Genomic DNA, 21,866 nt, shown 5'->3' on the forward strand with positions numbered 1-21,866 from the left:
AGCCGTATTGCCGGATTTATTGCAGCGGAACGACGTTGAAGCCGGTCGATCACGATTTGGCTGACCGGCGTACAGGTTTGCGACGTGCGAGTCGGCGAACCAGGGGGTTGACGGGTTTCGTGAACGCAGACGGCCGAAATCGGAACGATTCGAGTAGTGAACGTTCGCCGGGTAGGTCGTCTCGTGTGGTGTCGGTCGGGGCGGTGCTCGTAGTGTCGGCACTGCTTGCGAGCGTGGGATTGTGGAGTGCGGACGGAGCCGTCCGATCCGGACACGTCGACGTGTCGTCTGCGCATCATCTGGCATTCGACGTTCCGGCGGACGGGCGACCCACCGACAAACTGGTGTTCGCCCATTACTTTCCGCCGTACCCCATCTCGATCGACAACAAGCCGTCGAGCACGGACTATTACGCGTCCGAATATCTCAGCCCGCGCGGGGAAGAAAGTGCGTACGCATCGGTGGGGGGATTTCTTCGGGACAGACCACAGCCGCGCAGCGTGTCCACCGATCCGGAGTGGAAGGTGCGCGATCTGGAGAACGAGGTTCGTCAGGCGATCGACGGCGGAATCGACGGTTTCACGGTGGACATTCTGACCAAGTCCTCGAATCCCTTGTGGTCGTCCTCGGTACCCGGTGATCTGCTGGCTGCAGCGGCGGCGGTGGACCCCCGCTTCAAGATCATGCTCATGCCGGACATGAACAGCGAACTCGGAGCGTTGGATCCGGAAGAATTGGCAGACGAACTGTCGCAGTACACTGCGGCGCCGGCGGTGTTCCATCTGCAGGACGCCAGGTTGGTGGTCTCGCCCTTCCTGGCGGAGCGACACGACCCGGCGTGGTGGTCGAGTTTCATGGATGTCATGAAGAACCGGTACGGCATCGATGTCGCCTTCGTTCCGATGTTCTTGGATTCCACCCCGAACATGGAGACGTTTGCCCCGATCAGTTACGGCATGTCGACGTGGGGTGGGCGAAACGCGGCATTCAATCCGGTGACCGATACCGGCGTGGGATCACCGATGGGTCAGGTGAATCGAGCACATCAGCTCGGTAAGGTCTGGATGCAGTCAGTTTCCTTTCAGGATGCACGGCCCAGTCAATCTGTCTTCGACGAGGCGGACAACACCGAGAATCTTCGAAACATGTGGCAAATCGCTCGGGACTCCAATAGTGAATGGGTGCAGCTGATCACGTGGAACGACTACAGCGAAGGAACGTCGTTCGCCCCGAGCGTCGGGCACGGCCAGGCACTTCTCGATCTGAACGCCTACTACGTCGATTGGTTCAAAGCGGGAGTAGCGCCGAACGTGACCCGCGATGCCGCCTACCTCACGTACCGAGGCCAGTTGTCGACGGCGCAGCCGTCCGATCCGTCGGCGTCGCCGATGGTTCTCCGGGCAGGTTCGGCGCCGGTGAGTGACACCGTGGAAGTTTTGACCTACCTCGTCGCGAGCGCAGCCGTGGAAGTCACCACGGGCGGAATCACCACCACATGTCAGGTCGGTGCCGGTGTGGACGTGTGCACCGTTCCGGCCGGGGTGGGTTCGGTGTCGGCCCACGTCGTCAGAGATGGCGTGCAGGTTGCCGTGGTCCAGGGACACTCCGAGATCACGTCCACTCCGGCGGTCCAGAACATGGAGTACCTGATGGATTCCAGCTCGAGGTGATCATCCACGCCGACCGCATGGATCTTCAGCAATCCGACGGTGGTGCTTCACCCCGGAAGCGGGCCTGTAGCCAGATGGCTGTCTCGGCCCCCGGATCCAAGTTGTTGTGGGTTTGCCCGGCGCGGACGATGTGCTGCACGGAATCGCCGAACGCACAGGCGTTGTCGACTGCGGTTTGCACCCACTGTGGTCGAATCGTCTGGTCCGCGTCCCCGTTGACCACCAGCAGTGGGCCGCCGGCCGGACGCTTGGGCAGTGCGATGGATTTCAGCCAGTCGCGCAGGGTCGACGCGGCTTCTGCCGTGCGCGGCTGTGTATCCGACGGATTGAGCAGTGCGGCTTGTTGGGCTCGTTGCTGCAACGCCGGTCCGGAGCACGCCAGCCACATGGCCGAGTTGGTTGCCAATTCACCGCCGAGATAGTTGGCGGGATCGATTCCCGGCCTGGCGGAAGCCAGCCCGGAAATGACGTAGGACATCATGATCTGCTGTTCGTGACTGAGCCATTGTGTCTCGGCCAGATCGACGAGTTTGGTCAAGTCGGCGGCGGGGGCCAGTGCCACCGAGCCCACGAATTTCAGTTCAGGCGCGTAGAAATCGGCCAGTTCCGCTGCCGCCCAGGTAGCCTGCCCGCCGATCGAGACACCAAGTCCGGCCCAACTTTCCGATGTACCCGGCACCAGCTCCCGGGCGGCACGAACGCCGTCGATGAGGTTGTAGGCACTGGTGTCCGGATCGAGATACGGATTGGTTCCACCGCCCGAACCGAGTCCTTGATAGTCGCTCATGACGACGACGTATCCGAGCTTCATCAGCGGAACGATCGTACTGGCGTATCCGAGCAGATCGGGGGCCGTCGACGGTCCGCATTCCGGGGCGAGACCGGTCGTGCCGTGGCCTACGGTGACTACCGGGCGTCCACCGGGTGGGCTGTCACCGTTCGGCACGAATACCGTGCCGGACACCGATGTCGCACTTCCGTCGATGCCCGACGTGGATCGGTAGACGATTTTCTGGGCAGTGGCGCCGACGTCGACGATCGTCGGATCGACGTCGTCGAAAGGCTCCGAGCTGACGAGTTGGCCGCGGACACTGGCCGCGGCGTCGCTGATGGTCGGTAGCGCGGCCGGTGTCGGGGTGGGGGCCGATGGTTCCGTCGCGGGAGCGCAACTGGCGAGAATGGCTGTCGCCGCAGCTGCGGCGACCAGAACCCCATGGACGGGTCGACGTGACTTCCGGTTGAGCCTGCCGGTCATACTTCGAGTCGCTCGTCGTCGCGGGTGTGTGTTTGTGCACTGCGATTGCCGAATGCGTCGAGGACGGAGATCATGATCTGTCGTCTTGCCTCGATTCGGGAGCCGCGGTGAAACAGATTGTGATCGCCCTGCGTGGAAATGATCTGTGGAGGATTCGACGTGGTGACCAACCGTGCGGCGCCTTGCTCGCCTCGATTGGCCTCGAACCAGGCCATGTCTTCGACGGCGAGCGAGACGGTGGTCTTGATTCCGCGCCGTGTCAACGTGCGAAGCATCGACTCGGGCGCGTTGGCCAGCCCGGCATAGCTCAGGCCGAGCCACACCCGATAGGGAATCAACTGCTGGGCAACCCGTCCGGCATCACGAATTTTCTTCGCTATCGAGAAGAGCCGATTTGCGACGTCGGATTCCATGGCATCGACGTGTGCCTTCTTGACGGGTGGGCGTCGATTGTTGACGGACCAGTTGACGACGTTGAACAGCATCACCGACCGGGCGCCTCGCCGGCTCGCGGCATAGGCGCTCATCCAGGCTCCTGAGCACATCCCGATGTGAATCCGTTGCAGCGGTGACGCTTCCAGTGTGTCGAGGATGTCGAGAACATTGCGACGTGCCTCCGGAGACACGATGGACGTGTTCTCGTCCGGGATCACGATGCCGCTGTCCCCGGTTCCGGTTCGGTCGAAGCGCATCGCGCGAACCCCGAATTCCGCTGTGGAACGCGCAGATTCGACCCACAGTCTGGCCGGGCCCACTCTGTGCTCGTTGGCAGTGTTGTGGAAAATCGCCGTCGGTGCCGTGATCGGGGTGGAACTGTTCGCGGTGGTGATGGCGAAAAGTGAACCGTCGGTGCGACGTTGGAGAGTCTCCCAGATCTCCTCGCCCGTCGATGTGGTCGCCACCTGCGCTGTGCTTGTGATCTGCGGTTGGACGACTGTGGTGTCGACGTCGAACCGGTCCGAGATCCAGGTCGAAATCCGCTCGACGTCGTACGTCGGCACCGACAGTACGAAGCTGCTCGGCGAGACGAACTGATTCTGCCGTTCCACGACGATGGTGTCTGCCCCCGAGCGTTCGATCATTCGTGTGGTTCGCGGTGACTCGGCGTTCTCCGGCCGAATCGCGGCAAGGACCTGGGTCGACGAGGAGGGTTCGAAGCGGGTGAGGTCCAGTCCTGACAGGTTGTCGACCGCTTCGGCGGCGAGCACGCCACCGATGACGGAGACACGATCGTCTTCGGTGTCGTCGGCACCGACCGTGATCCGGTACAACGACGTCATCTCTCGGACGTATGCCTTGCCGGAGATGATCGGATCCCACAAGACCAATGCGCGAAGGTCCCCGAGTGTGTCGGCGGTCGACGCTGCCAGCAGTGCCCCGGCCCTGAGGCCCACGACGGCAACGGACGAGGCGCCGGTGCCTCGGGCATAGGAAACAGCGGCCGCAACACTGGCCTGCCACTGGGAGACGGCGTTCGGATCGTCCTGGCGTCCGGCGGAGTCGCCTTGACCTGCATAGTCGAATCGGAGGGCGAGAAAGCCGCGGCCTGCCCAGTTCCTGTGCGAGTTGGCGCAGGCCACGGTAGGTGTTGATGTGTTCCTTGGCCAGTGGCGGACAGATGACCACCGCGCCCCGGACGGCGCCGTCGGTGGGTAGATGCATCGACGCGAACAGGGCTTTGCCATCCGGGCCGGGAATCCAGGACTCGATCGTGTGAACCCCGTCGGGAGCTTGGCGGTCCTTGCGGCCCCGTGCGGTCGCTTCGTCCAGGTGCGGCACGTGGGCTGCTACCCACGACCGCGTCATCCGGGTCATCGATTTGTTCAACGAACTCTCCACATGTTGGGTTCGGGTGTCAGTTTCGCGAATTTCTCCTACTTTCGGAGAATCCGGTAGGCTGCGCACAGTAGAGAACATACCGTAAGTACGTTTAGGTGCACGTAGACAGTCCTGTAGTCGGATGTGAGGTGGGCGCAGCGGTGAGTCCAGTTTTCGGTGCGTCGTTGGGTGCTGCATCGGTACGTATCGTCCGAGCCGAAACCGAGCCCGAAAACGGTGCCGAGGGTCACAGTCGATTCCTGGCCAGAACGGTCGATGCAGACGACGCGTCCCCGGCTCGAGTCGCCGCGGTGGCGCTCGTTGCAGCTGTGAACGGCGATACCGCCAAGATGGTGGTCGCCGTACCGGACGAGCGACAGAACGTCGCGTTCCAGTCCGAGCTTCGATCGCGCGGTGTCGAGCGGGTGGTGACCGTGCAGGAGGCTGTCGCCGTCGCCGAATTGGTGCGAGTCTCGGGAGCTGCCGACGAGTTCCGCCTGCTGATGGTCCTGGACATCGGACGCACCGGCCTGACCGTGTCGATGGTGGAGCTCGGGGCGACGGTCACGATGGCCAGCACGCGGTCGACCGCGCTTGCCGGGGACACTCTCGACGACGCTGTGGCGGGCATGCTCGAGGATGTGGCAGGCGCGGGGGACATCGACCCTCGAACGGTCAAGGAATTCCTTGCCGGCGGTTCGCACCGTGCGTACATGATTCCGTTGCCGGAGTCGATGTCGACACGTTTCGATGCCCTCGTCGGTAGGGAAGTCGAAGATTCTCTGATGATTGTTCGCGAGGTGGCGGCCAGAGCTCGCTGCGTGCCCGACGCCTTGGTCCTGGTCGGTGGCGGCGCACGGATCTCGCTCGTCGAGGGCCTCCTCGAACAGGAATTCTCGGTTCCGGTGATCAGCCCCGCCGAGCCCGAACTCGCCTCGGCGAAGGGTGCGGCTCTCATCGCCGAAATTTTGATGCAGGAGGCGCTGCCGGTTGCGCAGCGTAAGCCCGAGAACTCCATGGGTGTTCGGGTGAGCCCGATGGTCGAGGATCGCGGCACGGGTACCCGCGCTGTTGTCGATGCATCGTCGACCGGCGGCGACAACACGAAAATCGTCGTGGAGTCCACCGTGGACGACCGAAGCGTGGTCCGCACCGCCCAGGGCGGTGGCCTCGGCAGGATGCAGATCATCGTGGGCGTCGGCTTTTCCGTTGTCGCAGTGTGCAGCTTCCTCGCGTGGGTGCTTTTGCAGCCGTTCTCCGATCCGGTTCAGTCGGCACCGACAGATCCGTCGGTGAGCGAGATGGTGCAATCGACTCCCACCGAGGTGACGTCCGCACCGGAGTCGGGTACTGCCGACGCGGTCGATTCCTCTACCGAGTAGAACCGGGCGGAATCGGGTTCGGCGGGTTCACTCGACCGACGGGCCGACGGTCCTTGCGATCACGCGAACAGCGCCGACCCCCAATAGTCGCCGCCGCGCAACCCACCCGGACAGGCGAAGACGGCCGAACCGACGTGCTGGATGTACTCGTTGAGGGCGTCGTGGCGTGAAAGATTGAGCTGCATGGGTACGAACTGATCGATCGGATTGCGGCAGTAGGCGATGAAGAACAACCCCGCGTCGAGATGCCCGAAACCGTCGGACCCGTCGGTGAAGTTGTATCCGCGACGCAAGATCTCGATGCCGCCCAGTTCCTGGGCGGATGCCAGGCGCACGTGGGAGGTCGCCGGAATCACGTAGTCGTGGCCTATTTTCGAGTCCAGGTCGAGCTCGTCGAATTCGTCCTTGCCGCCCAGCGGTGCACCACTTCGCTTCGAGCGCCCGATGACTGCTTCCTGCTCGTGGAGCACGGCGCGATCCCACGGTTCGATGTTCATCCGGATGCGGCGAGCGACCAGATAGGAACCGCCGGCCATCCACGCCTGATCGTCGCCGGCGTCGACCCAGACGTGTTGATCGAGTAGTCCAGGCTCCTCGGATTTGAGGTTCGCGGTTCCGTCCTTGAATCCGAACAGGTTTCGCGGCGTCGCCTGTGTGGTCGACGTGGAAGAGGTGCGACCGAACCCGAGCTGTGACCACTTCACCGACGCAGTGCCGAACGCCACGCGAGCGAGGTTGCGGATGGCGTGCACGGCCACCTGGGGGTCGTTGGCGCATGCCTGGATGGCGATGTCGCCGCCGCTGCGAGCCGGATCGAGGTTGTCGGCCCGAAAGTGTGGAAGATCTTGCAGTGCTGCGGGTTTCCGGTCGGTCAGTCCGAAGCGTCCGTCGAAGAGCGACGGACCGAACCCGATGGTCAGGGTGAGCCGGGACGCGGTCAGGTCCAGGGCCTCGCCGGTGTCACTCGGAGGAGCGTAGGTGCCCGCGCCGGTCGCACCGTCCTCGGTGGCTTCCTCGCCGGCCGTCATGCGCTCTGCCATCGCCGTCCACGTCTGCAGCAACGTGATCAGATCGTCGCGCGAGGTCGTCGTCACGTCGAAGGCGACAAAATGCATACGGTCCTGGGCGGCCGTCGAGATACCGGCCTGGTGGTCGCCCCGAAAGGGTACCGCTCCGTCGCGGTCGTCGGTGCTCTCGCCGGCGGCGGTGGCCCGGCCTACGACGGCGCCGGCGCCGGCCAGCACGGCACCGGCGCCCACGGCACCGAACAATCGACGCCGGGACAGGCCGGTGCGCGTGTTCTCCGGCGTGGGCGTGCTCTGCGGTGAATCGGTCATCTATTGTCCTGCAACAACTTCCTGAACCTTGCTCACCTCGGCGGAGAGCGCGTCTATCTTACGGGAGAGGTCTTGGCGCTGCGGTTCGGTGACGGTGTCGTAGAAGACGAATCCGTCCCCCTGGCGGAACTGGGCGAGTGCGGTGTCGAGATCGGCGAAACGATCCGCGATGCGCTTGGCCAGATCCGGATCGCGTTCCTGCAGAATCGGGTTCAGAGCGGCAATGGCAGCTTGCGAACCGTCGACGTTGGCCTGGAAATCCCAGAGATCGGTGTGGGAGAAGATATCCTCCTCGCCGGTGATCTTCGAGTTCGCGATCTCGTCGAGCAGCCCCTGGGCGTCACCGGCGATCTTGGTGGGGTCGATCGTGTACGAATCGGCGTTGACCTGGTCGGCCAGGTACGCGATGTCCTCGGTCAGCTGGTCGGCAACCGCAGTGGTGTCCGGCTGGATGCCGGTGACCCACAGGTCTTTCTCCAGCCGGTGGAAGCCCGTCCAGGCCTGGCCGGGCTCGAGGTCCGCCTCGCGTAGATCGAGCTTGGGATCGAGTTCCCCGAAGCTCTCCGCTTCGGGTTCGATGCGCTCGTAGTAGGTACGTGCTTGCGGGAACAGCGCTTTGGCCTGGTCCACGTTGCCGGCTTTGACAGCTGCGACGAACTGCGCCGTCGTGTCCTCTAACGCGACGATCTGACTGCGAATGTATCGGCGGTAGCCGTCGGCAGCTTCGGCGAGCTGACCGTTCTCGTCGGTTGCGGCCTGGGAATCGCCGGTGACGACGAAGTCCTGGCGGATTCCGGTGCCGACCATGCCGGGCTTGCAGGCGAGCTGATACGTGGCGGCTTCGGGGAGGGAGACGATCAGCTGGCGGGTCAGACCTGGACCGATGTTCTCCACTTCGCCCATTGCGCGGTCACCGTCGGCGAAGACGTAGAACTCGGTGATCTTGCTGCCGTTGTTGGTCACCTGGAAGGTGGACGTTCCGGTGGTTCCCGTCTCGGCACTGACGTCGCAGGACGTATCCGTTGCCGTGACGGTGATGTCGCCGTCGGCGGCAGTCGACTTCTCGGTACACGCGGTCAGAGCGAGGGGAAGGGCCGCGGCCGTGGCCAGGAGCAGGATGGATCTACGCATGTCTGCAGTGCCTCTCAGGCTTGTTCGGTATCGGAAACGGGAACGGCACGATCGGTTGCCACCGCGGTGACCTTCGATTTCTGCGGCCGAAGAAACAGTGCGAGAACGACGACGAGGTAGACCGCCCACGCCGTGGCCTGCAGGACGGTCGGGTCGGGGCGGAAATTGAAGATGCCGGCCAGGACGGTGCCGTACCAGGTCGACGGGTCGTAGCCCGACGTCAGATCGAAGGCGAGCGATGATCCGCCCGGCAGGACGTTTCCGGTCTGGAGGGCTCGTATCCCGTACGAGAGGATTCCGGCGGCGACGACGACGAGGAAGATCGCGGTGTATCGGAAGAACGTCGTCAGGTTCAGTCGTAATGCCCCGAAGTACATGGCCACGGTGACGACGGCGGCTACCACGATGCCGAGCAGCAATCCGATCAACGGCCAGGAACTGCCTGCGGTGTTCTCCGCGTAGCCGACCATCAAGAGCGCAGTCTCCACCCCTTCGCGTCCGACGGCGAAGAAGGACAGGGACAAGACGGCGACGGGTCCGGCGATCAGGGCCTTCTCCATCCCGGCCTTGAGTTCACCGGAGATGTTCTTCGCGGCGGTGCGCATCCACAGGACCATCGCGGTGACGATGACGACCGCGACGAGGGAGGCGACACCCGCGATGACCTCGGCGGTCAACCCGTCGACGGTGGAGGTTCCGTAATGGATGACGAAGAAGATGACCGCCACCATGGCCACCGCGATCGCAACGCCGAGCCACACCCATTTGAGAGCGTCCTTACGCTCCGCTTTCACCAGGTACGCGGCCAGGATCATCACCACGATGGCGGCCTCGAGGCCTTCGCGGAGACCGATCAGGCCGCTGCCGAACAGTTGAGTGGCAACTGACGGTGTGCTCGCGGCAGCGAGTACCGGCACGGACACGATGGACTCCTGACATTCCGGTGCGGGCGGACGTGGCGGTGCGAGCGAGGCAAGGCCAGCCTCAACTCAGACGAAGATACTCCACAAAATGCTCGACGGCGTGTCTCACCAGCACTTTTGTATTTCTTTACCATTCGGATCCGGGCTGATCGGGCGTCGTATGGATGATGGACATGTGCATCGATACTCGGTTCGACGAAGAGGTCCGCGACGTCGGGCGAGCAGTGGCGTAGCGGTAGCTGTGTCCATGACAGTGATGGCGGTGTGCGTTTCGGCCTGCGGATCAGGCGCACCCCAAATCCCGATCCCGGACGGAATTCCGCCGGGTGTCGGTGCGCCGGTGCCGCCGATCGACATCAATGCCCCTGGCCGAAGCGCGAACCAGTTGGCAGAGTGGGCATCGGAACTCTCGGGAAGCACCGGGATCGGAAAAACCGCGCTCGAGGCATACGGATATGCCGCAGAGGTGATGACGGTGACGTTGCCGGGCTGTGGCATCGGCTGGACGACGCTGGCAGGTATCGGCAGCGTCGAGAGTGGGCACGGCACCCACGCCGGTTCGAGCGTCGCCGCCGACGGGCAGGTGACGCCGCCCATTCGTGGGATCGCGCTGGACGGCAGTCCCGGTGTCGCGGAAATTCCCGACACCGACGGCGGCGCTTTGGATGGCGATCCGGAGTTCGATCGGGCGATGGGGCCCATGCAGTTCATCCCGGAGACGTGGCGCCAGTGGGGCGTGGACGCCAACGGGGACGGCCGGGTCGATCCGGACAATATCGATGACGCGGCACTGACCGCGGCCAGATATCTGTGCGCGCGGGGCGGAGATCTCACCACCGCCGCCGGTTGGCAGCAGGCACTCATGGCTTACAACCTGTCAGGGGAGTACCTGACTCTGGTACGCGATCGGGCTTCGGCGTATTCGGTGGGGGTCCGACCACGGTCCTGACACATATGCAGGTGACGGCGATGACAGTGCGTCGATAAAGAACGGTGGAGCTCCTGCGGTTAGGCTGTGTGCTGGCACTACAGAGACCCGATGACCATCGGTAATTTCTGTCGACCGGCGGGGTCGAACCGAAGTGTCACGCACGCAGCGCGTGCCCCAATGCGAAGCCCATCGAAGGAGAACCACACAGTGGCCAGTATTGAGCAGGTCGGAGCTCGCGAGATCCTCGATTCCCGTGGTAACCCCACGGTTGAGGTCGAGGTTCTGCTCGAAGACGGAAGTTTCGCCCGGGCCGCCGTGCCCTCCGGCGCATCCACCGGTGAGCACGAGGCCGTCGAACTGCGTGACGGTGGCGCACGGTACGGCGGCAAGGGCGTCGAGCAGGCAGTCGAGGCGGTGCTCGGCGAGATCGCTCCCGCCATCATCGGTATCGACGCCACCGAACAGCGCACCGTCGACCAAGCGCTGCTCGACGCGGACGGTACCCCGGACAAGTCGCGCCTGGGCGCCAACGCGCTTCTCGGTGCTTCGCTGGCCGTCGCTCGCGCCGCTGCCGAGTCCTCGGGACTCGAGCTCTTCCGTTACGTCGGCGGTCCCAACGCCCACGTTCTGCCCGTGCCGATGATGAACATCCTCAACGGTGGCGCGCACGCGGACACCGGCGTCGACGTCCAGGAGTTCATGGTCGCCCCCATCGGAGCACCGAGCTTCAAGGAATCGCTGCGCTGGGGTGCGGAGGTCTACCACTCCCTCAAGTCGGTCCTGAAGGAGAAGGGTCTGTCCACCGGTCTCGGTGACGAGGGCGGATTCGCTCCCGACGTCGCAGGCACCAAGGAAGCACTCGACCTCATCACGGTCGCCGTGAACAAGACCGGTCTGAAGCTGGGCACCGATGTCGCGCTCGCCCTCGACGTGGCTGCCACCGAGTTCTACACGGACGGCACCGGCTACAAGTTCGAGGGCAAGAACCGCACCGCAGCCGAGATGGCGGCCTTCTACGCCGAGCTCATCGACGCGTACCCGCTCGTCTCCATCGAGGACCCGCTCGACGAGGACGACTGGGACGGCTGGGTCTCACTCACCGACCAGATCGGCGGCAAGGTTCAGCTCGTCGGCGACGACCTGTTCGTCACCAACCCCGAGCGCCTCGAAGAAGGCATCGTCAAGGGTGCGGCCAACGCACTGCTGGTCAAGGTCAACCAGATCGGTACCCTGACCGAGACCCTCGACGCCGTCGACCTCGCACACCGCAACGGTTACAAGACCATGATGAGCCACCGCTCCGGCGAGACCGAGGACACCACCATCGCGGACCTCGCCGTTGCCGTCGGCAGCGGCCAGATCAAGACCGGTGCTCCCGCCCGCAGCGAGCGCGTCGCGAAGTACAACCAGTTGCTGCGTATCGAGGAAAACCTCGGTGACGCCGCCCGGTACGCCGGCGAGGTCGCGTTCCCGCGTTTCGCGTTCGAGGCCTGACGAAGACGTAAGAGCAGGTAGGTGTCTGCACAGCGCGGTAAACCACGATCCCCCGGTGGAAGCCCGGGGGGTCGTGGTTCCCGTCGTGGGGACACCACTTCGCGGGCACGGCGAGAGGGCGGCAGGCGGACGCGGACGAGGGAATCGGCTACCCCGGCAGCGGAGTCCGCTTCGGTCGGTGGGGCGGCGAAGGTTGCCTCCCGCAAGTCGAAGCGGCCGGCCGGCAAGTTCTGGTCCAAGCTCCCCAGCTCCGACAACAAGATCTTCGGTATGTCCACCAGCCGGGCTGTCGTGCTTGCCGTTGTCGTTCTCATGCTTGCACTCACTTTGGCAGTTCCGTTGCGCACGTACATCACCCAGCGATCCGATGCCGCGCAGGTGGCGGCCGAACGTCGGGTGCTCGAAGACGAGGTCGCCGAGTTGCGGGGCCAGAACGACCGCTTCAACGACCCCGCTTACATCGAAGCGCTTGCCAGGGAACGGCTTCGGTACGTGAAACCGGGTGAAACGCCCTATCAGGTGCAGTTGCCCGGCGACTACAAAGAACCCGTGAAAGAGCAAGAAAAAGAAACCCCGCTGACAGGTCCGTGGTATCGCGATCTGTGGCAGTCGATCTCGGAGCCGGTAGTAGCGCCCGAGACGACGCCGGCGCCTGCTCTTCCGCCGCCGCCTCAGCAGCCAGAACTAGAAGGAGTACCCCCCGGGTGAGTAATCCGTCCGACAATTCCCCGCAGGTTCCCCAGGCGGACCTCGACGCCGTCGCTGCGCAACTCGGGCGTGAGCCGCGCGGAGTGCTCGACATCGCGTACCGCAGCCCGGACGGTACGCCGGGCGTCGTGAAGACCGCCCCGAAACTCCCCGACGGAACCCCGTTCCCGACGCTGTACTACCTGACCGATCCCCGGCTGACCGCCGAGGCCAGCCGCCAGGAATCGGCCGGCGTCATGCGCGAGATGAGTGAGCGGCTCACCCGGGATCCGGAGTTGGCCGCCGCCTACCGCCGGGCCTACGAGTCGTATCTCGCCGAGCGTGACGCCATCGAATCCCTGGGCACCGATTTCGCCGGTGGCGGGATGCCGGACCGCGTCAAATGCCTGCACGTCCTCATGGCCCATTCACTCGCGAAGGGCCCGGGCGTCAACCCGCTCGGCGACGAGTCGGTAGCACTGGCTGCGCACGGAAAGCTGCGGGGAACAGCGATTCCCGCCGACTGGCCCGGCATCGACGACGCCGCAGCGAAGCAGTGACTCGTCGCGTCGCCGCCGTCGACTGCGGCACCAACTCCATCCGCTTGCTCATCGCCGACGTCGGCGCGGACGGCGCTCTGACCGACGTCCGTCGCGAGATGCGGGTGGTCCGGCTGGGCCAGGGCGTCGACGCCACCGGGTCCTTTGCGCCCGAAGCCATCGAGCGAACTCGGGTGGCGCTCGTCGAGTACGCGTCGATGATCGAAGAAGCCGGTGCGACCGCAGTGCGCATGGTTGCCACCTCGGCAACCCGTGACGCCGCCAATCGTGACGACTTCTTCGCCATGACGCAGACGGTGCTGGGCGCAGTCGTCGCCGGGGCCGGAGCCGAGGTCATCAGCGGCGACGAAGAAGCCAGACTTTCGTTCAGCGGCGCTGTGGGTGAGCTGGATCCGTCGGAGGGTCCGTTTGTGGTCGTCGATCTGGGCGGCGGTTCCACCGAAGTTGTTCTCGGCGACGCCGACGGTGTGCAGGCTGCCTACTCCACCGACATCGGTTGCGTGCGGGTCACCGAGCGCTGCTTGCCGTCCGACCCGCCCACCGCCGAACAGGTGAGCGAAGCGCGGGCTTTCGCAACCGAGAAACTTGCCGAGGCATTTGCCGCCGTTCCGGTGGGGCAGGCCCACACCTGGGTAGGTGTTGCCGGCACCATGACCACGCTGGCGGCAATCGCGCAAGATCTTCCCGAGTACGACGCGGAGAAGGTACACCTGTCGCGGATCTCGTTCGACCAGTTGGCGGAGGTCTGCAACCGGCTGATCACCATGCCGCGCAGCGAGCGCGCTGCGTTCGGACCCATGCATCCGGGGCGCGTCGACGTCATCGGTGGGGGAGCGATCGTCACCACCGTCTTGGCCGACGCGCTGAGTGAGAAAGCCGGGATCTCCGAACTGGTGGTCAGCGAGCACGACATCCTCGACGGTATCGCACTCTCGATCGCCTGAGTTCGCCTGTACCACAAGACTATGCCGGATGGATTCCGGGAAATCGGTAGGGCCTCTCACCGGCCCGGAACCCACCCGCTAGTCTGAGACCGTCCCCGAGCAACCGGGGCGGTGAGCCCCTATAGCCCAATTGGCAGAGGCAACGGACTTAAAATCCGTCAAGTGTCGGTTCGAGTCCGACTGGGGGCACGCTATGCGCGCAGCATTCGAGTTCGTCTAGGTGCGACGCCGCACTGAGTGGGGTCGCGGGGCTCCTGCCCAGATCGGGCGAGCCGCGCAGACGAAGGCAGGTGGCCAGGTCGGTCGATGCTTCGTACACGATCGACCCTGCGAATACTACAGCTGTGACGACGGCCTATCGGGCGATCCGAATGAAGACTGTACCGAGAATCAGAAAAGCCGCCGTCTGCGTGAGCGAACGGCGACTTCTCAGGAATCCTCTGGGAGGAATGATTCGTCCAAGACAGTAGCGTGCGCGTGAGTCCATGTCGATATCGGGTGTGCTTGTCGCCGCTACTTCGAGAGTATCCCGAGATCGACGGGCGACAGCACAGCACGAAAGCCCACGTTTGTCGCGGAACACACTGGTGGTGTTCTGATCTGAATCAGAGCGGAACGATAATTCGCGCTGGCGGCGCTTGTGGAAATTTCAGTGAATTCGTACATACTCGTTCTATGGAGGCCGGTGAACTTACAGCGCTGTCGTTGTGCCTTTCCGCAGGGACGGTGATGTTGGTAGCGGTCGGGTTCTTCATGCCGAGGTTCATCGGCGATCAGCCGAGCGCTGTGATCGGGATACGAACGGCCGCAACGATGGCCACACCGCAGGCCTGGCAAGTCGCACACCGTGTCGCAGCGCCGTACCTGAGGCGCACGGGATATGTCGGCACGTTCGGCCTCGCCCTCCACCTCGTAGTGGCACTGGTGGTCGGGTTCGGGTCGATCTCGTCGGTGGTGACAGCAGTAGTCGCGTTCACTGTCGTGACGGCGATGCTCGTCGATGCAAGTCTGCGCGGAGACCGGGCCGCCCGCCCATGGGGTTAGCGCCACGGCATCCGACGATTCCACCAGGGAAGCGCTGACGGTGCGCCGTTTTCGACGGTCACGTCTCGGTAGCGATCGTCGAGTCGGGCCACCTCCGCCGCCAATCGATGGGCACGTCTGCCGCCGCCGCGGATCAGAGCTTCGAGACGAGCGCGAGGATCGTGCCGGACCTCGCCGTCACATGCCGGACATCCGGTGGGGCCGCTCTGGTCCTGCCACCGCGAGGCAGGAGGTTCGTTACCACGACGAACTCGGTCTTCGGTGCGTTGGACGTGGCTGCGCCATTCGGCCAGCAATTGCAGTGCCGCGCCGTCCGATCTGGGGGTGCGCGGTCGATGTCGCCTCATCGGCGGGAAAAGACTGAGGCCCGTTCGTGGAGAATTCTCATGTGGAACGCCGTGACGTGGCGCAGGCGGTGCAGGGACGGCCGAAATGCCGACGCGATCAGTGTAGCCGCAATGGTTTCGGTGCTGCGACGAACACTGAAGCTGAACGGTTCGTCGACGTCGGATCTGCGCACCAGCTAATCGGAGTCGAGAAGTTTCGTGGGATCGTCCTCACCTCGCCTGGCGGGTAACGCCGGCTCGGCCAGGTGGAAACCAGAAAAGATCTGTCACGGCGAAGCCGATCATCGAGAACCGGTCGTGCCCGCGAATACGGTACTGATGGCATCGAATTCGTTCCCGTCATGACTGTCGAACGCAATCAGTAGCAGCATTGACACCGAGAGAACTACCGATTGTGAGTGTGGTTTGCAGGATTCCGGCCGTGATACCGGTGCCCTGTAGTGCGGTACTCGACACGATGACGACGGAGAACGGGACGAGGGCAGTGCCGACCCCTAGTCCCTTCACCATGAGCTGCGCGAACATCCCTGTCGAGTACTCGGCGTCGGCGTCGAGCAGTGTCAGCCATCCGAGTGCCACGGCAACGACGACGAGACCGATCAGCCCGCGCACCTGGAGGTTGCTCGATTGCATGATCTTCTCGACAACCTGCGTTGCAACGAGAATGGACGCCGCGAACGGAAGAATCGAGTTATCGGTACTTCTCGTGCCTCCTGACCACGGCTCGGCCGCTCTGGTCACGGGCGGGATAGGCGAGCCTGCCATCGGTGTTGGCGTCAGATGAATCCGAGAGAGTGCGCTTTCGCGATCGCTTCGTCGCGGTTGTGCACGTCGAGTTTCTTGTACAAGGTTCGCAGCTGACTCTTGACGGTATTCGCGGAGACGTACAATTCGACGGCGATAGCTGCCGACCCCATGTTCCGGGAGAGGAAGGTCAGGACCAGCTGCTCCCGATCGGTCAGACTGACGATGTGTACGGATCGCGGAAATATTTCGAGCGCAGACGTTTCCATGAAATCGGCAAGGGCGCACGAGTGGGTCGGTGCCGCCGATTCCAGTCTATCGATATCTGTGTACGCGATGGTCGAGAAGGGTCGAAGCAGTCCCGTTTGATCTGCGATGGCACATGCTTTCGACCAGGCGTCGGACGCGCGAGATTCGTCACCCAGTTCGGCGTACGCAACAGCTTGGATCAACAGCGATTCCATATGCGCTCGGGGGTACGGCTCACCTGCCCAGTCGAACTGGTGGCACAGGGCGATTGCGGAATCGTTGTTTCCGGACCGTTGCCGCAGGCGTGCAACGGAAACCAACGTCCAAGGGTTTGCCGACGGGGTATCGACGGTGGCAGCCAGTGCCTCGGCCCGGTTGCCTTCTCCGAGCGCGATCAGCAGATCGATCTCGGCAGAGCGCATCAGTGGCAATGCGAAGGACGTGGGATTGCATTGCGCTGTATGAGCGGCAATGGTCCGGTGCAGTAGCGACAGTGCTGCGAACGCCTTGTTGCGGGCAAGCGCGAACTGGCTGTGCGCGTACACGACGAACGCCCACGATTCCCCCACCCAGAGTTCTTCGCTCGCGGTCGGATGGCCCAGTTCGGCGAGCGCGCGCTCCGCGGCGTCGAGGTCGAGGACGTCGACGGACGTCAATACTCGTGCCGTCAGACCGGCGACCTTGACTACCGGCTCCAGGTTCGTCTTCGCGCCCAGGTGTTTGTTCTCGAGGTCGGACCAGTATCGGGCCTGAGTGGGTTCGCCGACTATTGCCCAGTTCATCGCGACGATGCCCGCGGCGTTGCGGGCGGCGAAATCAAGACCGTGGGAGATGCTGCCCCAGTATGCTTCTCGCGCCTTGGCGCTCGAGTCTGTGAATCGGCCGGTCAATTGATACGTGACGGCCCACTGCATTCGCATCAGGGGGAGTTGGGCGCTGATCGACTCCGAATCATGCTCCAGGACACTCTGGCTGAGGACGATCAGGCGCCCGGTGGTCTGTGCTGCACGGTCGTACTCGCCGAAATGGATCTGCATGAGTGCCTGAACGCAACCGTTGATCAGCGCGATTCCGGCACCTGGACTTGCTCCGAGAGAGCGTAATTCGGTGATCGATTCGGGAAGAGTGCTGTCCATGCTCATGTGATCGGCCTGGTATCGCGTGAACAGGTTGCGGCCGGCCTGGACAGCGGGATTCCGGTCGGCGACTGCGGCGGGTATCTGCTGGTACGCCGATCGTACCGATGCCAGGTCGTCGACGATCAGGGACACCCAGTGCTGTTCGATGATCTGGGCGGCCAGGTCCCAGTTCTGTGCCTCGACCGCGTAGTCGAGCGCTGACGTCCGGTTTCCGGCCTCGAGCAGGTAGTACGCGAGATCGGTCAGGCGTTGTGGCAGGTCGAGTCCCGTGCGAGTTTGGAGTGCGAGTAGTGACACGCGGATCGGTGCCGCGAACGCCCAGGTTTCCTGAGTTTCGGTCGGAAGGTGCAGGAGGATGCCCGACGCTTCGAGTGCGAGGAGTCGCTCCCGCGTCTGCTCGACACTGTCCGACGATTCGTAGAGGTGTCCGGCGAGCTCGACGGTCAGGGTTTGTGCGATCGACGTTGCGAACGCAAAATCGTACTGTCCGAACAGCTTTGCTTCGCGCAGGACGAATTCATTGGTGTAATGTTCGAGCATCTGACGAAGATTGTGCTCCAGAACGGGTTTACGACCAGCTGTGGCCGGAAGATTCTTGACCACCGAAACTGCGCGACGCACCAGAACGGGTAGGCCACCGACTGTCGAGTGGATGCACTCCGCTTCGCCCGAATGGAGCTTTGCGCCCGCTCCCGTGATCACGTTCTTCGTGTCGTCGAGACTGTGGAGTAGGTCCGTCGCCGTGACGGATTCCTGTTCGACGTCGAGTAGATGCGGTTCGGGAAACGAGGTGCGGCCGGTGAGCGTCACGATGATGCTGAGTTTCGGGCAGCGGTTGACGATGTCGACGAGTTGATCGTCCACTCTTGCGTCGATTTTGTCGGGTCTGATCAGTACGAGTGCGACGGGGCGCACTACAGTGCTCAGGGCACCGATGATGTCGGCGACAGGATCGTGATCCGGTTCGGCAACCGGCGTCCGGAGATCGATTCCGGCCTCGTGGAGGTGACGTCGCACGCGGTTGAAGTACTGCCGCGCCGTCATGTGCGGATCAGGTTCGGCGATCCAGACGAAGACGCGTTCGGTGACCGGGACCGTGCGCAGCCACGAGGCGATCAGGGTGGTTTTACCGTAGCCTCTAGGTGCGCGGATGACGGTCAGTGATGCGTGGCGATCAAGTTTGGCCAATTGTGCTCGCCGTGGCACCCCTTCGGTGCCGAAAGGTAGTTCGGGAAGGTCTGCGCGGTTAGGCCGGTAGCTGCCGAGCATGAGCATGGCCTCCCTGTGCGTCGCCGATCGCCGCGTGCGCGCGAACAGTCCGCTGAAGAAGTTACAGGTAATGCCGGCATGTAACGGATTGCCGTGGAGTGTTCCAGAAAAAATTCACCCCCGATTTCACCTCGTATTCGTGTCTTCGGGTAGGAGGCTGCGGCCGAACTCGATCCGGTCGACCACCTCCGGATCGAGAACGTCGGCGCCGCTCTCGGATGCGGCGGTGTAAGCCGCGAGGTCGCGTGCGTCGCGTTCGTCGGCGGTGACGCTGTATTTCCAGTACGCGTACGCGTGGAGTGAACTCAGCGGAATTTCGCAGTCGTTCAACAGATACCGGCGAATTCTTTGCACAACTCCGGACTCGGCCGCAAGCCAGAACTGAGTACCGGGAGGGAACGGTGGCTGCTCGAGCACGAGTTGCTCGAGGCTGCTGCCGAGGCCTGCCGACGAGTTTTCGCACACCAGCCAGTGTGTCGACACCGACTCCGGAACGAGGCGGAAGTCTTCGCTGTGCGGGACTTCGAGAAGGGCGTGAACGTACGGAATTTCCGCGGAGGCCCCCAGCACGGCACTTGCGGCGGGCAACGCGCAGGCGTCGGCAATCACGACGAGTCCGGTCGTCGACGGATCGAGCGCGAACTCCCTTCGGATTCCGATGAACTCGACGGCCGATCCGATGACGATGGAGCCCAGCCAGTTCGCAACCAGACCGTGTGCATGGTCGAGTACGTCGAATTCGAGTGTGCGGGATCGACGGTCGAACGAGTGCACGGTGAAGGCCCGCATCGAAACACGGGCCGGAATGCCTTCCTCGCCGGTCGGTGATGCTCGAGCATGCTGGGGGAGGAGGAGCCTGAAGGCGTCGGCCGGGGCGGGCGTGTACCGGTCGAAGCCGGGACTGGTCAGCTGTATTCGAATGAAATGTCGGGAGATTCTGGACACCTTCGTCACTGTCGCCGTGCAGGTCAGCCGTTCGCGATCGCCCTGGGCGCAGGCGCGAACCATCTCTCGAATCCCTTGCATTGTCACCCTCCGTACGTGTGAAGTGTTATTTAGTTTAACCTAACTAAACTAATGTTGGATTGGGAACGAAGGATGGTGTCGGCATGGGTACGAGATGGAAGTCGTGGACGGCTGTCGTGGGACTGGCGGTGATCCTGGGTGCGACGTTGTCCGCATGTGACTCCGGGGGTGACTCGCGTGGCGACGCTCCGGCATCGGCGACGGATGCGGCGTTCCCGGTGACCGTGTCGACGACGCATGGTGACGTGACGATCCCGACGCGGCCGACGCGGGTGATCGCACTCTCCGACGACTATCTCTCGCCGATCGTCGCGCTCGGTACGATGCCGGTGGCGTACCGAACCGACGGACCCAATGCAGCCGTGCCACTCGGGCCCTGGGTTGCCGACGCTCTCGAAGGCGCGGATGTCGAGGTCATTCCCGCCGGTCAGATCAACGTCGAACAACTTGCGGCGCTGGAACCGGATCTGATCGCAGGGCCACAATGGCTGATCGACGACAACATGTTCGCCGTGCTCGACGCGATAGCGCCAACCATCACCCACACCGATTCGGGCAAGGGAACCGAGCGCGGGGCATGGGAAGGCCAGACGCGACAGATCGGTCTCGCTCTCGGAGTGAGCGACGAAGCCGAGGCGCTGATCGGGCGGGCGAACGACGCGATCGACGGGATACGAACGTCGAATCCTCAGATTGCCGGAAAGTCCATTGCCGTGGCGTACGTTCTCGGGGAGCAGGTGGCATTCGTCAACAGTCCAGACGCTTCCGCGGGTAGATTCCTCTCCGCTCTCGGGTTCGCCACGGCGACGATCGATCCGTCGCGGTCCGACGAACGGGTGGGGGTCTCCCGTGAGCAACTCTCGTTGTTGGACAACGCCGACGTGCTCGTCGTCTCGGGCACCAGTCCACAGAGCTTGTCCGATCTGGAAGCTGATCCGCTGTATCGCAACCTCGACGTCGTGCGCGCCGACCGTGTCCTGGCCACCGATATCACGGTCAGCGCGGGATTCAATTCGCCGAACGCGGCGAGCATTCCCTACCTGATCGATCTCCTGAAGCCGTACGTGGGAAGACTCTAGAGGTCAACCGGTCGCGGATCGTCGTCGGCCAGTTGGGTGAGGCATCCCCGGATCAGGCCGCGCACGCCCCATCGGAAGACGGCTTCGTCCCCGAGAGCATGGGCGTGGGCGTGTTTGATCGGTAGCACCTCGAAATCGTCGGTGAGTTCGGCCAGAACACCGCTGCGGTGCTCGCGCGACGTTTCCGTGTCGAAGACCGCTGTCACCCCGAGTGCGTACTGGGCGACGGTCGACGCCATCCAGGACGACTGCCACGGTTCGAGCCCCAACTCGACAAGCCGGCGCTGGGTCGCCTCGAATTTCATCAGACTCACCCGTGATCCCGATTCCAGGCGGGCCAGATAGTCGGCAATTCCGGGGTGGGAGATCACGAGTTCACGCAGGGATATCGCGATATCGGTGAGATAGTCGACCAGGTCGACGGTGGACGGCGCGGGCGGCTGCCACTGTTCGAGGATTCCCTCGGCCACCAGAAGGCGCAGATCGCGCTGTGAGGGAACGTGCTTGTACAGCGCGACGGAGGAGACGCCCAGCTCTGCCGAGATTCCAGCGATCGTGACGGCGGGCAAGGTTGCCTTGATCCCGGCGGCCACCAACGCTTCGCGCGTGATGGTTCGGGGCCGGCCGCGTGGCGGCTGTCGGGTCTTTTCGTTGCCCGCCACACGTACCTCCGTTGTCCGATTCGCATCGTGTCACATTCTACGAGGTGTGTACTGCATGCAGGATGCGGAGCGGGCGTCGCCGCCGTTTCGGGTGCGACGGTTTCGGGCTCTACGTGTGGATATCGAGGACTTAGGTCGGAATAGCCGCAAATCTGAGTATTGGATGGCTCGGACG

19 protein-coding genes and 1 tRNA gene are annotated in these 21,866 nt (G+C 63.6%); 10 read left to right on the top strand and 10 right to left on the bottom strand.

Annotated features, from left to right (window positions below):
- Window positions 1–212: 212 nt before the first annotated feature.
- Window positions 213–1,670, top strand: a complete 1,458-nt coding sequence (locus ABH922_RS04085; RefSeq protein WP_424805708.1) for a glycoside hydrolase family 71 protein — start codon at window positions 213–215, stop codon at window positions 1,668–1,670.
- Between the two features lie 25 nt (window positions 1,671–1,695).
- On the opposite strand, the gene ABH922_RS04090 is transcribed toward ABH922_RS04085, so the two are convergent.
- Both ABH922_RS04090 and ABH922_RS04095 read right to left on the bottom strand, forming a co-directional pair.
- Window positions 1,696–2,925 carry a lipase family protein gene (locus tag ABH922_RS04090; RefSeq protein WP_424805709.1) on the bottom strand — a complete coding sequence of 410 codons (1,230 nt, stop codon included), beginning with the start codon at window positions 2,923–2,925 and terminating at the stop codon, window positions 1,696–1,698.
- Window positions 2,922–4,505 carry an alpha/beta hydrolase gene (locus tag ABH922_RS04095; protein ID WP_424805710.1) on the bottom strand — a complete coding sequence of 528 codons (1,584 nt, stop codon included), beginning with the start codon at window positions 4,503–4,505 and terminating at the stop codon, window positions 2,922–2,924. Before ABH922_RS04095 ends, ABH922_RS04090 begins: the two co-directional genes overlap by 4 nt.
- 399 nt (window positions 4,506–4,904) lie before the next feature.
- Here ABH922_RS04095 and ABH922_RS04100 point away from each other — a divergent pair, with 399 nt between their 5' ends.
- The gene (locus ABH922_RS04100; protein WP_424805711.1) at window positions 4,905–6,125 is read left to right on the top strand and encodes a hypothetical protein; all 1,221 of its coding nucleotides are present in this window, start codon (window positions 4,905–4,907) and stop codon (window positions 6,123–6,125) included.
- Window positions 6,126–6,184: 59 nt separating this feature from the next.
- On the opposite strand, the gene efeB is transcribed toward ABH922_RS04100, so the two are convergent.
- From efeB to efeU, 3 genes are read right to left on the bottom strand one after another with little or no spacing between them, the layout of a single operon-like run.
- Window positions 6,185–7,462 carry an iron uptake transporter deferrochelatase/peroxidase subunit gene (gene efeB, locus ABH922_RS04105; protein WP_424805712.1) on the bottom strand — a complete coding sequence of 426 codons (1,278 nt, stop codon included), beginning with the start codon at window positions 7,460–7,462 and terminating at the stop codon, window positions 6,185–6,187.
- A complete protein-coding gene (gene efeO, locus ABH922_RS04110) occupies window positions 7,463–8,593 on the bottom strand; it encodes an iron uptake system protein EfeO (protein ID WP_424805713.1) in 1,131 nt (376 codons plus the stop codon). It lies immediately after the preceding gene.
- 14 nt (window positions 8,594–8,607) lie between these two features.
- Complete coding sequence (efeU, locus tag ABH922_RS04115) at window positions 8,608–9,510, bottom strand: iron uptake transporter permease EfeU (protein WP_424809560.1); 903 nt, start codon at window positions 9,508–9,510, stop codon at window positions 8,608–8,610.
- Window positions 9,511–9,676: 166 nt separating this feature from the next.
- On the opposite strand from efeU, the gene ABH922_RS04120 reads away from it, so the two are divergent.
- From ABH922_RS04120 to ABH922_RS04150, 7 genes are all read left to right on the top strand, one after another.
- On the top strand, window positions 9,677–10,465 hold the full coding sequence (locus tag ABH922_RS04120) for a lytic transglycosylase domain-containing protein (RefSeq protein WP_424805714.1): 789 nt from the start codon (window positions 9,677–9,679) through the stop codon (window positions 10,463–10,465).
- Between the two features lie 189 nt (window positions 10,466–10,654).
- Complete coding sequence (gene eno / locus ABH922_RS04125) at window positions 10,655–11,941, top strand: phosphopyruvate hydratase (RefSeq protein WP_424805715.1); 1,287 nt, start codon at window positions 10,655–10,657, stop codon at window positions 11,939–11,941.
- A gap of 21 nt (window positions 11,942–11,962) precedes the next feature.
- A complete protein-coding gene (locus ABH922_RS04130) occupies window positions 11,963–12,649 on the top strand; it encodes an FtsB family cell division protein (protein WP_424805716.1) in 687 nt (228 codons plus the stop codon).
- On the top strand, window positions 12,646–13,188 hold the full coding sequence (locus ABH922_RS04135) for a DUF501 domain-containing protein (RefSeq protein ID WP_424805717.1): 543 nt from the start codon (window positions 12,646–12,648) through the stop codon (window positions 13,186–13,188). The genes ABH922_RS04130 and ABH922_RS04135 overlap by 4 nt, the downstream gene beginning before the upstream one ends.
- Window positions 13,185–14,132: an exopolyphosphatase gene (locus ABH922_RS04140; RefSeq protein WP_424805718.1), complete on the top strand. Its 948-nt coding sequence runs from the start codon at window positions 13,185–13,187 to the stop codon at window positions 14,130–14,132. The genes ABH922_RS04135 and ABH922_RS04140 overlap by 4 nt, the downstream gene beginning before the upstream one ends.
- 115 nt (window positions 14,133–14,247) lie before the next feature.
- Window positions 14,248–14,321 (top strand) — tRNA-Leu (locus tag ABH922_RS04145).
- Window positions 14,322–14,807: 486 nt separating this feature from the next.
- Window positions 14,808–15,176, top strand: a complete 369-nt coding sequence (locus ABH922_RS04150; RefSeq protein ID WP_424805719.1) for an SdpI family protein — start codon at window positions 14,808–14,810, stop codon at window positions 15,174–15,176.
- Here the strand turns inward: ABH922_RS04150 and ABH922_RS04155 are convergent.
- The 4 genes from ABH922_RS04155 to ABH922_RS04170 form a co-directional block, all read right to left on the bottom strand.
- The gene (locus ABH922_RS04155) at window positions 15,173–15,523 is read right to left on the bottom strand and encodes a hypothetical protein (protein WP_424805720.1); all 351 of its coding nucleotides are present in this window, start codon (window positions 15,521–15,523) and stop codon (window positions 15,173–15,175) included. The two genes, ABH922_RS04150 and ABH922_RS04155, sit on opposite strands and share 4 nt — an antisense overlap.
- Before the next feature lie 339 nt (window positions 15,524–15,862).
- Entirely contained in the window at window positions 15,863–16,264 is a 402-nt protein-coding gene (locus ABH922_RS04160; RefSeq protein WP_424805721.1) for a hypothetical protein, read from the bottom strand.
- A gap of 35 nt (window positions 16,265–16,299) precedes the next feature.
- Entirely contained in the window at window positions 16,300–18,924 is a 2,625-nt protein-coding gene (locus tag ABH922_RS04165) for a LuxR C-terminal-related transcriptional regulator (RefSeq protein ID WP_424805722.1), read from the bottom strand.
- Window positions 18,925–19,050: 126 nt separating this feature from the next.
- The gene (locus ABH922_RS04170; RefSeq protein ID WP_424805723.1) at window positions 19,051–19,950 is read right to left on the bottom strand and encodes a siderophore-interacting protein; all 900 of its coding nucleotides are present in this window, start codon (window positions 19,948–19,950) and stop codon (window positions 19,051–19,053) included.
- An 83-nt stretch (window positions 19,951–20,033) separates the two neighbouring features.
- Between ABH922_RS04170 and ABH922_RS04175 the strand changes: the two genes are divergently transcribed.
- Window positions 20,034–21,029: an ABC transporter substrate-binding protein gene (locus ABH922_RS04175; RefSeq protein ID WP_424805724.1), complete on the top strand. Its 996-nt coding sequence runs from the start codon at window positions 20,034–20,036 to the stop codon at window positions 21,027–21,029.
- Here ABH922_RS04175 and ABH922_RS04180 read toward each other — a convergent pair.
- Window positions 21,026–21,691 (bottom strand): TetR/AcrR family transcriptional regulator C-terminal domain-containing protein, encoded by a 666-nt coding sequence (locus ABH922_RS04180; protein WP_424805725.1) that lies wholly within the window; start codon window positions 21,689–21,691, stop codon window positions 21,026–21,028. The genes ABH922_RS04175 and ABH922_RS04180 overlap by 4 nt on opposite strands.
- Window positions 21,692–21,866: the final 175 nt, after the last annotated feature.

Source organism: Rhodococcus sp. 27YEA15 (assembly GCF_049739425.1).
Taxonomy (GTDB): domain Bacteria; phylum Actinomycetota; class Actinomycetes; order Mycobacteriales; family Mycobacteriaceae; genus Rhodococcus_F.